The organism is Myxococcales bacterium (assembly GCA_016712525.1).
In the GTDB taxonomy this organism is placed as follows: Bacteria; Myxococcota_A; Polyangia; order Polyangiales; family Polyangiaceae; genus JAAFHV01.
In genome coordinates, this window is the sequence record JADJQX010000001.1 from 2,027,031 (window position 1) to 2,040,337 (window position 13,307).

10 protein-coding genes are annotated in these 13,307 nt (G+C 67.9%); 9 read left to right on the forward strand and 1 reads right to left on the reverse strand.

What is annotated here, in order from left to right:
* Positions 1-10: 10 nt before the first annotated feature.
* The 9 genes from IPK71_08600 (at position 11) to IPK71_08640 (ending at position 11,989) form a co-directional block, all read left to right on the forward strand.
* Positions 11-691 carry a YggS family pyridoxal phosphate-dependent enzyme gene (locus tag IPK71_08600; GenBank protein ID MBK8213796.1) on the forward strand — a complete coding sequence of 227 codons (681 nt, stop codon included), beginning with the start codon at positions 11-13 and terminating at the stop codon, positions 689-691.
* Between the two features lie 117 nt (positions 692-808).
* Positions 809-1,549 (forward strand): hypothetical protein, encoded by a 741-nt coding sequence (locus tag IPK71_08605; protein MBK8213797.1) that lies wholly within the window; start codon positions 809-811, stop codon positions 1,547-1,549.
* Entirely contained in the window at positions 1,546-1,758 is a 213-nt protein-coding gene (locus IPK71_08610) for a hypothetical protein (protein ID MBK8213798.1), read from the forward strand. The genes IPK71_08605 and IPK71_08610 overlap by 4 nt, the downstream gene beginning before the upstream one ends.
* A 1-nt stretch (position 1,759) precedes the next feature.
* Positions 1,760-3,307 (forward strand): DUF1565 domain-containing protein, encoded by a 1,548-nt coding sequence (locus IPK71_08615; protein MBK8213799.1) that lies wholly within the window; start codon positions 1,760-1,762, stop codon positions 3,305-3,307.
* 104 nt (positions 3,308-3,411) lie between these two features.
* Positions 3,412-4,335 (forward strand): PEGA domain-containing protein, encoded by a 924-nt coding sequence (locus IPK71_08620; GenBank protein MBK8213800.1) that lies wholly within the window; start codon positions 3,412-3,414, stop codon positions 4,333-4,335.
* Position 4,336: 1 nt separating this feature from the next.
* Positions 4,337-6,529, forward strand: coding sequence for a hypothetical protein (locus tag IPK71_08625; GenBank protein ID MBK8213801.1), 2,193 nt, complete (start codon positions 4,337-4,339; stop codon positions 6,527-6,529).
* Positions 6,530-6,545: 16 nt separating this feature from the next.
* A complete protein-coding gene (locus tag IPK71_08630) occupies positions 6,546-8,690 on the forward strand; it encodes a hypothetical protein (protein ID MBK8213802.1) in 2,145 nt (714 codons plus the stop codon).
* A gap of 190 nt (positions 8,691-8,880) precedes the next feature.
* Positions 8,881-9,840, forward strand: coding sequence for a hypothetical protein (locus IPK71_08635; GenBank protein ID MBK8213803.1), 960 nt, complete (start codon positions 8,881-8,883; stop codon positions 9,838-9,840).
* Positions 9,841-9,853: 13 nt separating this feature from the next.
* A complete protein-coding gene (locus IPK71_08640; protein ID MBK8213804.1) occupies positions 9,854-11,989 on the forward strand; it encodes a hypothetical protein in 2,136 nt (711 codons plus the stop codon).
* 10 nt (positions 11,990-11,999) lie between these two features.
* On the opposite strand, the gene IPK71_08645 is transcribed toward IPK71_08640, so the two are convergent.
* Complete coding sequence (locus IPK71_08645) at positions 12,000-13,304, reverse strand: hypothetical protein (protein ID MBK8213805.1); 1,305 nt, start codon at positions 13,302-13,304, stop codon at positions 12,000-12,002.
* Positions 13,305-13,307: the final 3 nt, after the last annotated feature.

Genomic DNA, 13,307 nt, shown 5'->3' on the forward strand with positions numbered 1-13,307 from the left:
CTTCGACACCATGCAGGCGCGCCTCGGCGCGGTCAAAGAGCGGCTCGCTGCGGCGGAGCATGCAGCCGGGAGGCCCGAGGGCTCGGTGCGGCTCGTGTGTGTATCGAAGATGCACCCGGCCTCGGCCATCCGCGAGGCGTACGCGCTCGGGGAGCGACGTTTCGGCGAAAACTACGCCCAAGAGCTCGCCGAGAAGGCCGAGGAGCTCGCCGACCTGAGAGACATCGAGTGGCACTTCATTGGCCATTTGCAGTCGAACAAAGCCAAAATCGTGGCCAAATATGCCCACGTCGTGCACTCGGTCGACTCGGCCTCCCTCGCGGCCGAGCTCGGCAAGCGGGCTCGGGCCACCGGCCGGAGCGACCTGCCCCTGCGCGTGCTCGTCGAGGTGAACGTGGGCGGCGAGGCGCAGAAGAGCGGCGTGGCTCCGTCCGAATTGCCCGACGTGCTCGCCCGCGTGAGGACCGAAGAGGGCCTCGCCCTCGTGGGGCTCATGAGCATGCCCCCGGCCGACGATCTCGAGGCCGCGAGGCGTGTCTTTTCGACGCTGCGCACCCTCCGAAACGTGACGGCCCCCGGCCTCCCCGAGCTCTCGATGGGCATGAGCGCGGACATGGAGGTCGCGGTGGCCGAAGGTGCGACCTACGTGCGCGTGGGCACCGCGATCTTCGGCGAGCGCCAAAAAAGCTGACGAAACCGCGCGCGGGCGTAAATCGTGAGCGCCGCGCGGGGGGTTTTGTTGGGCGAAACGCGCCGAGGCGCTAAGCTTCCGGGCCGGCTTGCGGCCACCGGGGCCTTAGGGGAACGTATGACGCGCACGAAGAACGCACTTTTTTCCAGGGTTTTTGGGGTCTTGGTCCTCGCGGGGGCCATGGGGGCCTCGGGGCTCGCCTACGCCGACGAGGCCGAAGCGAAGAACGAAGAGGGCAAAGAGCTCTCGAAGCGCGGCGAGTTCGAAGGCGCGCGCCTGCGGTTTTTGCAGGCCCTCGGCCTGCGCCCGATGGCAAAGACGATGCTGAACCTCTGCGTGGTCGAGCAGCAGCTCAAGCTCGAGCAAGAGGCCATCAAACACTGCCGGCAGTTCCTCACGGCGAAAGATGCCGACCCGGCCATGGTCCAGACCGTCCAAGACGGCATCTTGCGTGAGCTCGAGCTTGCCACCGGGCGCGTCCGCTTCGAGGCGCAGCCCGGCCAAAAAATCGAGGTCGACGGCCGCGTCGTCGGCACGGCCCCGCTCACGGTGCCCATCGACTTGAAGGCCGGCGAGCACGAGTGTTCGGCGGGCGGCAAGGTCGTCAAGGTCGTCATCAAGGGCGGCGAGAGCGTGACCGTCAAATTGCCACTCGAAGGCCACGACGCGGCCCCCCCCAAAGAGACGAAAAAGGGAAGTTGGGTCGCCCCCGGTGTGCTCGCCGGGATCGGCGTCGCGGGAGTCGGCGCGGGGTCGTGCTCGGGGTGCTTGCCTCGGGCAAGGCCACCACGCTCGAAGACGCGCGCACCACGGGGCGCACGTGTGCGGGCACGAGCGACCCGGCCTGCCAAGACTTGAACGACGCGCTCTCGGGCGGAAAAGGCCTGCGGACGGGCTCGTACATTGCTTATGGAGTCGGCGGCGCGGCGCTGCTCGGCGCTGTGATCGCGACGGCCGTGATCGCGCCCTGGCAAGAGCGCCCCGCAGGAAAGACCGCGAGGCTCACCACCGTCATCCCCGAGCTCGAGCCGGGCCGTGCGGGCGTCACCGTCGTCGGGAGGTTCTGAGATGCGCCGAGAAGCTACACTTGGTCTCGTGGTCGTGACCCTCGCCGCCACGGGCGCGCTCTTCGCCGGCTGCGCCTCCTTCGAGGCCGACATTTGCGCCTACGCCAAATGCGACGCCGACGGCTCCACCGCCGACGGCCCCACCCCCGATGGGACCATTCCCGACGCCGGCCCGGACTCGAACGTGCCGAACCCGCCCGGGTGCGAGTCGGTGAAGGAGCCATTGAAGAACCCCGAAAAGTGTTTCACGGACGAGGTGTGGGCGTTCGTGTCACCGAACGGGAACGACGCCAACCCCGGCACGAAGCAGCTGCCCTACAAAACGATCGGCAAAGCGCTCCAGGGCTCGAAGCCTCTGGTCGCGGCGTGCGAGGGGACGTACGCGGAGGCACTCGGGATCGAGCGAACTGTGGGGCTCTACGGCGGCGTGTCGTGTGACTTCGGGAAGGCTGGCGGAGCGACGACGCTCGCGAGCGGCAAGCCCGTGGGGCTCACGGCGAAGAGCGGAGCCGTGACACTGAACGGCGTGAACGTGAGGGCCACGGACGCCGCAGCGGAAGGGGAATCGAGCATCGGAATCCTCGCCGAGAGTGGAGTCGACCTGAAGGTGATTGGCGGGACTGTGACGGCGGGAGCCGGGGCTCCAGGTGCCGGCGGCACGACCGGCACGAACTACGACGTTGCGCTCGACGCGAGCGACCCGAAGATCAAGGGCAGCAACGCGAGCGGAAATGCGGGCGGGGCCGTGCAGACTTGCGCGAATCTGTGCGTAGAGACGCCCGGGCTGGTGGTCGAAGGGGGCAAAGGCGGCATCGGCGATGTGGCCGGTGGCGCGCCTGGCGCGGAGGGAAAGACGGCAGTCCCGGGAGCTCCCGCGACTGCCGGTAAAGGCGGTGTGTTCGATGGCACGGATTGTGCCAATGGTCGTTCCGGTGCCGCGGCGCCTGGCGCGAACGGTGGGGCGGGTGCCACGTCTCCAGGACGGATCGAGGGTGGGAAGTGGCAAGTGAGCCGCGGGGCGTCTGGGCAGACGGCGCGCCCAGGTCAAGGCGGAGGTGGTGGGTCGGGCGGAGCGTCTGCGACCGTGGGCGGTGGTGGTGGCGGTGGCTGCGGGGGCTGCGGTGGAGCGAAGGGGCAGGGCGGCCAGAGCGGCGGCTCGAGCTTCGGCGTGTTGTCGCTCGGCGCGACGGTGACGCTGGAGAACGTGACGGTGAAGGCGGGGACCGGCGGCAAAGGCGGCGCGGGCTCCGGAGGCCAAACCGGCCAAATGGGCGGCGCGGCTGGTGCGCCTGCCTCTCTGGGGATCGGCTGTACCGGCGGCCCTGGAGGCCAAGGTGGCCAGGGTGGAGGCGGCGGAGGTGGCGCGGGTGGGCACTCCGTAGCCGTCGCCTACTCGGGCACGAAGCCGACCCAGAAGGGCGTCAAGGCCGAGCCCGCGGCGACCGCGGCCAAGGGCGGCGATCCGGGAGAGACCGGGCCGGGCGCAACAACACCCTCCACCGCCGGGAAAGACGGGGAGACCGCCGCGGAGCTCGATCTCAACAAGTAGCGGGGGCACGTCCCCCCATCTCAGAAATCACATGCCGACGTGCCGCGTCACTTGATTGGGTGTCGCGGCTCGCTTAGTCTCTAAGCTCACTTTCGGGAGGGGCCATGCGCGCCGCACGTTTTCTTAAGACTATTCCGCTCCTTGTCACCCTGACGGTGGCGAGCGTCGCGGCGCCGGCTCGCGCCGATGACGCGGCCGAAGCGAAACACGCGCAAGGCACGGCGCTGACGAAGAGTGGCAACTACGAAGGCGCGCGGATGAAGTTCCTCGAGGCGCTGTCGATGCGCCCGATGTCGAAGACGTTCCTGAATTTGTGCGTCGTGGAGCAACACCTGGGGCTCGAGCCGGAGGCCATTGCGCACTGCAAGCAATTTCTGGCGAGCGACGCCGCCCCCGCCCTGAAAAAGACGGTCGAAGACGGCATCTACCGTGAGCTCTTGGCGGCCACCGGTCGGCTCAAGGTCGAGGCGAAAGCGGGAGACGCGATCGAGGTCGACGGGCTCGAAGTGGGCAAAGCGCCGCTGACCGAGCCGCTCGTGGTGAAGAAGGGCGAGCACGTGATCGCGTCGGGCGGCCGCTCGGTGCGATTGACCGTCAAAGGCGGAGAGACGATCGCCATCAACCTCCCCCTCGACGGGGTCGACGAGCGCGCGGCCGTTGCGCACGAGGCCAAGCTCACCATTCACACCAGCAAAGACGCCACGGTCTACATCGACGGAAAGCTGGTATCGACGGGCGGATATGCCGGCACGCTCAAGAGCGGTGGCCACATGATCCGCGTCACGGCCTCTGGCTTCGAGCCGTTCGAGCGCGAGCTCACCCTGAAAGACGCCGAAAATCGCGAGCTCTCGGTCACGCTCGAGGCCAAAAAGGGCAGCGTATTGCCCTGGGTGCTCGTGGGCGCCGGTGTCTTGGCCGCCGCCGGGGCGACGACCGCGATCGTCTTTGCCGCGCAGCCCGGCCGCGAAGAGGGAGTGCCCAAGGGATCTCTTCCGCCTGGTATCGTCCCCACCAGCTTTCGGTTCTAACGTGAGAAGCTCGACGCGAACGCTGAGAGGGGCGCTTGGTGCGGCGGGTCTCACGGCGCTCGGGGCGCTCGGCCTCGTGGGAGACACGGGGTGCGCGCGCGAGCCGACGGCGGTCATCTTGGCCGTGACGACGGACATGAGCGTGATCCAAGATTTGGACGAGGTAGGCCTCTTCGTCGGCGTGAACGGCGAGGTGAAGTCGAGCCTTCGGACGTTCGTGTCGACCGAGGTCGCCGCGAAGCTGCCCGGGACGGTGTCGATCCTGGAGCCCGAAGAGGCGAACAAGCCCGTCCATATTCGAGTTGCAGGATACAAGAATGGCCAGCTCAAGGTGGTGAGGGACGCCATCGTGACGGTGCCACCGAAGGCGCTGACGGTGCTGCGGATGCCGCTCGGGTGGCTCTCGGCGACCCAAAAGCGGCCGGGGACGAGCGGCACGAACGGGACGGCGCGCGCAGGGCAGGTGAAGCCGATGGCATTGACCGAAGAAGAGGCGTCGTTCAAAGAGTTCGACGCGTTCTTCCCGGGATACGTCTCGCCGTGTGCGACGGGCGAGACGTCGAACGACGGGGCGTGCATCAGCGTCCTGGCCGAGCCTCAGGTGACGACGTACGGCGACCTGGTGCGCGACGTGTTCGGTGGGAGCGTGTCGCTCAACGAAGCGACGGGCGTGGCCGAAGGCGGCGTGTGCTTCGACATGGAGGCCTGCTTCAAGAACGAGCAGACGCTGAAGGTCACCGATTATCCCGAGTGCAAAGTGACCATTCCCGAGTCGATTGGGAATACGGTGAACTTCGCGCTGGTGCGCAATTTGGCTTCGGGGTGCGACGGGTACGAGTGTTTCGTGCCGCTCGACGCGGACAAACGATGGGACGCCCAGGCGCGTGTGTACACGCTGCCGCGCGAGGCGTGCGAGCGCGTGAAGTCGGCCGATCCGGCGGTGAAGGTCGAGCGCATCGCGGTGGCGACGGCATGTGAGAGAAAGTACGAGGCGACGCCTCGGTGCAACGGCCTCTACGGCGCGGTTCGAGACAAGGCCCCGTCGGACCCGAACCGCCCGCGCTACTACAAAGAAGAGCCCCCAAACCCGCCTCCTCCCACGGGCGACGGAGGCGTGCCCGAAGGTGGCACGCCGGACGGGGGAGACGCAGGGCCCAAGCTCCCGACGCTCCTCGGTAGGCTCACGCAGCTCCAGAACCCACGAAAGCTCGCGGTCGCGAACGACCGCGTGTGGGTGCGTGGGCGTATCGGAATGGCCTTTTTGGACGGGCGCGGCGTATCGACTCCCACCGAAGTGTCCCCTCTGCCCACGGACCAGGGCGCCGTCGACGACGGGGGCGGATATCCCGATATCGCCGCGGCGGGCAATGGCGCCTGCGCGGTGAGCCTCATCCAGTCGAAGGCGTGGTGTTACGACCTCACCACGCGCGGTTACACGGCGAGCTCCGCGGTGACGGGTGTCGTCTCGTTCGGGGGTCGCGTGGCGGTCCTCGAGACCGTGTTCGCCCGGCCTCCTGCCGCTCTCATGAACCCACCTCGCGGCGTGCTCAAGGTCGTGCAGCCCTCAGGTGACTTGCCGGCCAATGTCCTCTCGGAGGTCGGCGGCGTCGAGGGTGTCTCGGTCGGCGCCGCCATCGCGCCGTCGGGGAGGGCGCTCGTCGCCATGACGCCGTCGCCGGGCACGGACGGTTTCATCCGACTGACGACGGGCCCCGTCGCTTCGGGTACAGACGCCAACTCGGTCGTCCTCATGACGATCCCCGGGAGCGCGACGACCATCGTCGGCATGACGTTCCCCGTGATTTCGATGGCCGCGACCAACACCGAAGCGTTCGTCGCCATTCCGGCGCCCGACGCGGCCTCGGCGACCTTGCATCGTCGCGCCTTCGCCGACGCCGCACCGACCGAGCCTCCCGCGATGCCCGGCGTCACGTTGCCCTACGTGCTCGGGGAGATCAGCCCCGCCGTCGCTGTCGACGACGCGTATGTCTACTGGGGCGGAGGCGCGCAGGGCCCCATGGCCGTCTCGACGTGCACACGTCGCGCGGTCACTCCGAAGGCCCTATTCCCGTCTGCCGGGGCGCAGAACAACACCACGTACGCCGTGGCCCGATCGGGCACAAAGCTCTATTTCGCGACCGACGACGGCCGCGTCTACTCGATGGATCCGCCCGCCCCCGAGCCCTGCCCCTGAACTTCGAGGAACTTCGATGAACGTGCGATCGCTGAAGGGCATTCTCGGTGGGGTCGGTCTCACGGTGCTGGGAGCGCTGGGCCTCGTGGGAGACACGGGGTGCGCGCGTGAGCCGACGGCGGTCATCTTGGCCGTGACGACGGACATGAGCGTGATCCAAGACCTGGACGAGGTGGGTCTGTTCGTGGGCGTGAACGGGGAGGTGAAGTCGAGCCTTCGGACGTTCGTGTCGACCGAGGTCGCCGCGAAGCTCCCCGGGACGGTGTCGATCCTGGAGCCCGAAGAGGCGAACAAGCCCGTCCATATTCGAGTTGCAGGATACAAGAATGGGCAGCTCCGCGTCGTGAGGGACGCGATCGTGACGGTGCCGCCGAAGGAGCTGACGGTGCTGCGGATGCCGCTCGGGTGGCTATCGGCGACGCAGAAACGCCCAGCCGCGAGCGGCACGAGCGGGACGGCCCGCGCAGGCCAGGTGAAGCCCAAGGCGCTGACCGAAGAAGAGGCGTCGTTCAAGGAGTTCGACGCGTTTTTCCCGGGGTACGTGTCTCCGTGTGCGACGGGGGAGACCTCGGACGACGGGGCGTGCATCACGGTGCTGGCCGAGCCCCAACGGACGACGTACGGCGACCTCGTGAGAGACGTGTTCGGCGGCAGCGTCTCCCTGAACGAAGAGACGGGCGTGGCCGAGGGCGGCGTGTGCTTCGACATGGAAGCCTGCTTCAAGAACGAGCAGACGCTGAAAGTCCCCGACTATCCCGAGTGCAAAGTGACCATTCCCGAGTCGATCGGGAATACGGTGAACTTCGCGCTGGTGCGTAATCTGGCTTCGGGGTGCGACGGATACGAGTGTTTCGTGCCGCTCGACGCGGACAAACGGTGGGACGCCGCGTCGCGTGTGTACACGCTGCCGAAAGAGGCGTGCGAGCGCGTGAAGTCGACCGACCCCGCGGTGAAGGTGGAGCGCATCGCGGTGGCGACGGCATGTGAGAAAAAGTACGAGGCGACGCCTCGGTGCAATGGACTCTACGGCGCGGTGAGAGACAAGGCCCCGTCGGACCCGAGCCGCCCGCGGTACTACAAAGAAGAGCCCCCGAACCCGCCTCCTCCCACGGTCGACGGAGGAGTGCCCGAGGGAGGCACGCCCGACGGGGGAGACGCCGGTCCCAAGGGGCCTACGCTGCTCGCGAGGCTCACGCAGCTCCAAAACCCGCGCAGGCTCGCGATCACCTCGAGCCACCTCTGGGTGCGCGGGCGCATCGGCCTCGGGTTTTTGTCGCCGAACGGCGTCTCGACCCCGACGGAGATCGCGACGCTACCGGCGGCTGGCGGGGTCGCCGACGCAGACAACGGCACGTTGCCGCTGACGCTCTCGGCCACCGGCCTCAGCGCGTGCACGTCGACCCTGATCGTCCAGAAGACCGCGCGATGGTGCTACGACCTCGCGACGAACACCCGCGCCGCGATCGACGCACCCTACACGGGAGACACGATCGTCACGGGCTCGAGGATCGGGACGGTCGTTCCGAGTGGCATCGAGCTCGACTATCCGACGCTCGAGACTCGGCGTTCTTTTGCCAATCGCCCGCCGGACCCGCCGATCGTGTCGGGGGCGTTCGTCGACCCGGGAAATCGCGTATACGTCGGATTCGTCATCAACGAGCCCTCGATACGGCGCGCCGTGGACACGCTCGCGAACTCGGACCAACTCCTCGAGATCTTCGCGACCTACCCCGCTCCGTACGACGGACACCAAGGCCGCGTCGAATTCGCCCAGAACGCCGACGAGACCTTCTTCACCCTCGGGCGGCCCGACACCCAGGCAGGTGGCATCTTCCGTCGGCGCACCGACAGCCCGTCGGCCACTCCGGCCGACGCGTTGACGACCAATCAAGTGCCGTATGCGACGGGCTCGGTGAGCCCGCAGCTCGCGGCCGACAAAGACTACGTCTACTGGGGCGGCGGCGTGAGCGGCCCGATGGCGATCTCCACCTGCACGACCCGCACGGTGAGCCCCAAGCAGCTCTTCCCCTCCACGGGCGGAGTCGGTGGCCAGAACAACACCACGTACGCCGTGGTCCGCTCGGGCAACAAACTCTTCTTCGCGACGGACGACGGCCGCGTGTACTCGATGGATCCCCCCGCGCCCGAGCCCTGCCCCTGAGGTCGAGCGAGGCTTCGTGAGGTCGCCTCTCGCGGGGGCCCGCGCACCCTCGCAGACCTGCCACAGGACACCGGCGGCGCTGCCACAGGACAGGCGCGTTTCCTCACGAACACCCTTGTTTTCTCGGGCGGCGTAGCGATCCCACGTGCGGCGGCTTGCGGCGCCGATCGCACGTCCGTATGCCCGTCGTATGCCGACGACGACGACACGATCCCGTTCACCCCGCAGAAGCTCGCGCCCCGAGAGGGCCCTCGGCGCCGCGCTCGTCGCCCTGGCGGTCGCGCTCCACACCATGCCCGCGCGCGCCGACGACGCGGCCGAGGCGAAACACGCGCAAGGCACGGCGCTGACGAAGAGTGGCAACTACGAAGGCGCGCGCATGAAGTTCCTCGAGGCGCTGTCGATGCGCCCGATGTCGAAGACGTTCCTGAATTTGTGCGTCGTGGAGCAGCACCTGGGGCTCGAGCCCGAGGCCGTTGCACACTGCAAGCAGTTCTTGGCGAGCGACGCGCCGCCCGCTCTGAAAAAGACGGTCGAGGACGGCATCTACCGTGAGCTCTTGGCGGCGACCGGTCGGCTCAAGGTCGAGGCGAAAGCGGGAGACGCGATCGAGGTCGACGGGCTCGAAGTGGGCAAAGCGCCGCTCGGCGAGCCGCTCGTGGTGAAGAAGGGCGAGCACGTGATCGCGTCGGGCGGGCGCTCGGTGCGGTTGACGGTGAAGGGAGGCGAGACGATCGCGATAAACCTCCCCCTCGACGGGGTCGACGAGCGGGCGGCAGTCGCGCACGAGGCCAAGCTCACCATTCACACCAGCAAAGAAGCGGCCGTGTACATCGACGGAAAGCTCGTGTCGACGGGCGGCTACGCGGGCACGCTGAAGAGCGGCGGCCACATGATCCGCGTGACCGCGGCGGGCAAGTTGCCATTCGAGCGTGAGCTCACGCTGAGGGACGCCGAGAGCCGTGAGCTCTCCGTGACGCTCGAGGCCAAGAAAGGCGGGGCGCTCCCGTGGGTGCTCGCGGGCGCGGGTGTGCTCGCGGCGGCCGGGGCCGCGACCGCGATCGTGCTGGTGGCGCAGCCGGGGCGCGAAGAAGGCGTCCCGAGGGGCTCGCTCCCTCCTGGCGTCGTCCCTACGGGAATTCGGTTTTGACGAGGCATACACCATGAAGACGACGAAACACCTTGGGGTGGCGGGGCTGACGGCAGTGCTCGGGGCCATGGGCCTCGTGGGAGACACGGGGTGCGCGCGGGAGCCGACGGCGGTCATCTTGGCCGTGACGACGGACATGAGCGTCGTTCAAGATTTGGACGAGGTGGGCCTCTACGTGGGCGTGAACGGCGAGGTGAAGTCGAGCCTTCGGACGTTCGTGTCGACGGAGGTGGCGGCCAAGCTGCCCGGGACGGTGTCGATCCTCGAGCCCGAAGAGGCGAACAAGCCCATTCATGTTCGTGTTGCAGGATACAAGAATGGCCAGCTCAAGGTCGTGAGGGACGCCATCGTGACGGTGCCGCCGAAGGCGCTGACGGTGCTGCGGATGCCGCTCGGGTGGCTCTCGGCGACGCAGAAGCGGCCGGGGGCGAGCGACACGAGCGGCACGAGCGGGACGGCGCGCGCAGGGCAGGTGAAGCCCAAAGCGCTGACCGAAGAAGAGGCGTCGTTCAAAGAGTTCGACGCGTTTTTCCCGGGGTACGTGTCTCCGTGTGCGACCGGGGAGACCTCGGACGACGGCGCGTGCATCACGGTGCTGGCCGAGCCGCAACGGACGACCTACGGCGACCTCGTGAGAGACGTATTCGGCGGGAGCGTGTCCCTGAACGAAGCGACGGGCGTGGCCGAAGGTGGCGTGTGCTTCGACATGGAAGCCTGCTTCAAAAACGAGCAGACGCTCAAGGTGGCCGATTATCCCGAGTGCAAAGTGACGATCCCCGAGTCTGTCGGGAACACGGTGAACTTCGCGCTGGTGCGTAATTTGGCCTCGGGGTGCGACGGGTACGAGTGTTTCGTGCCGCTCGACGCGGACAAACGGTGGGACGCCGTGTCGCGTGTGTACACGCTGCCGAAAGAGGCGTGCGAGCGCGTGAAGTCGACCGACCCCGCGGTGAAGGTGGAGCGCATCGCTGTGGCGACCGCATGTGAGAGAAAGTACGAGGCGACGCCGCGATGCAATGGCCTCTACGGCGCGGTGAGAGACAAGGCCCCGTCGGACCCGAACCGCCCGAGGTACTACCAAGAAGAGCCGCCGAGCCCCCCACCGCCCACGGGCGATGCCGGCGTTCCCGACAGTGGCGGTCGAGACGCCGCCCCCGACGCAGGCCCTCCGAGGCCGCGGCTCCTCGCGCGTTTCAACCAGCTCGTGAACCCGAGGCGCATCGTCGTGACGGGGTCCCACGTGTGGGTGCGCGGGCGCGTGGGCCTCGGGTTCGCCCTGAAAGATGGAGTGTCGACGCCGACCGAGATATCCCCGTTGCCCACGGTCGATGGAGTCGCCGACGACGGCACGAGCGCGCTCACGTTGGCCGCCTCGGGCACGCAGGCCTGCACGGCCACGGTCATGCGGCAAGACTCGGTCCGATGGTGCTACGACCTCGGCGCGCAGCGGCGCGCCGACCGCGCGGTGGATCACGTCGCTGACATGTTCGTCTCCGGCTCGACGATCGTCACGGCGTCGCGCCTCGCGCTCGACTTCGACTATCCCACGCAGACGCTGGTGAACGTCGACATGCAGGGCATTCCTGCGGTCCCGAGGCTCGCGGGCGCCACGGCGACCCGCAACAACGTCGCGATGCTGGCCTATGTCACGAACGAGCCTTCCATTCGCCTGGGGCAGGGCACACTCACCACGAACAACCAAGTCTTTTCGGTGTTTGCGAATTTCCCGGCGGCGTATGCCTCGTTCTCCGGGCACGTCGAGATGACCCTCAACGACGCGGAGCTCTTCTTCACGCTCGGCACCCCCGGGGGCGTCTCCGGGGTCATCGTGCGAAAACGCCTCGACGCCGCGCCGGCCATCGTCCCGTCCGTGCTGACCGATAGCCAGTTCGTCCCCTACACCCGGGGCGCCGACGGCACCACGCTCGCGTCCGACGCTGCCTACGTCTATTTCGGGAGCCTCGGAGGTCCTATGGCCATCTCGACCTGCACGACCCGCGCGGTCGCGCCGAAGCAGCTCGCTCCGCCCCAGTCGGGAGAGACGTACATCTCGTACGCCGTGGCCCGCGCTGGCAATAAGCTCTACTTCGCGACGGACGACGGTCGCCTGTACGACATGGACCCACCTCCGCCGGAGCCGTGCCCCTGACGAACGGCTTTCACCAGCCGAGCTCGGTGCGAATGAACGGCGCGATCTCGGCGGTCATCCGCTGGTAGAGCGCGAACGTCGGGTGGTATTGGCACGCCCCGAGCTCGGCGTCGCTGGCGGGCATGAAGGTGAACGTCTTCACCTTGGTGTCGCCCGCGGCCACGCGCGCCGCGACCGCATCGGCGATCCCGCCGATCATCTTCGTGCGCGCCATGTAGGGCTGACCGTTGATGTCGTTCGTCGGGTAGAAGTTGCTCGTGGTCGGGCTCGTGGCCGCCACGATGAGCGCGTTGGGGTTCTTGCTTCGCACCGTCTGGAGGAACTGGGCATAGGCCGTGGCGAACGCGGCCTGGGTCGGCGGAGGATCGACGCTCGGGTTCGAGAGGTCCGTGCCGCCCACCATGATCACGACCACGTGTGGCTGCCAACTCGTGAAGTCCCACGTGGGCGTCGCCGCTCGCGGGAGGGTGCGCGGGTAAGTGACATGAATGAGGTTCGTGTCGGTCGGGGTTTCGTTGTAGAGTACACCCGTCCCCGAGACGGTGGGCGCGTAGTCTTCGGCGTCGAGGGCCGTCGCCAAGAGCTGGATAAGGGACCGTCGCGCGTTGTGCACGGCGTTCGTCGAGCACGCGGCATCTCCACGATTGCCCTCGACCCCGTACCCCGAGAGCGTCGAATTGCCGATGATCTCGATGCGTCGCGCCTTTCGCGGGGGCGGCGGGAGCAATGCTCCCCCGTTCGGGAAGGTGATCCCCGAGAGCCGAAGCACTCCCGAGAAGGCCTCGGTGCGTTTGTAGACCTCGACGGTGTGGTCTCCCATGGGGAGGTTCTCGGCGAGCACCAAGGTCCGAGCTTGGGCGCCTTGCACACGAACGGAGGTGGGCGCCTGTCCGTCGACCGAGACCTCGAGCCAGGTCTCGTTGAAGCTGTCGCGCGCGGTGACCTCCGCGCCCGTCCCACGAAACTTCACGACCATGCGGCTCGCTGGATAGGCCGCGACCGCCTCGGCGCCCGAGAGATCCCATCGGCCGATGTACTGGACCGCGGGCATGGGGGGAGGTGCTGCGTCGGCTGCGTCCGCCGCGTCTGCGGCGTCGGTCGTCGCGTCCAGCGAGGCGTCCTTCGCGGCGTCTTCGGGGCGCGCGTCCGTGGCACCCGAGTCGACGGGGCTCGCCGCGTCGTTCGTGGGGAGTGACGTGTCGAGGTCGGCCGACGCATCGGTCGACGTGCCCGCGTCGTTCGTGGGGACGTCTCCTGCGCCCGAGCACGCGAAGAGCCCGAGCCCGACGAACGCCCAAACGATACCCCTCTTCATCCT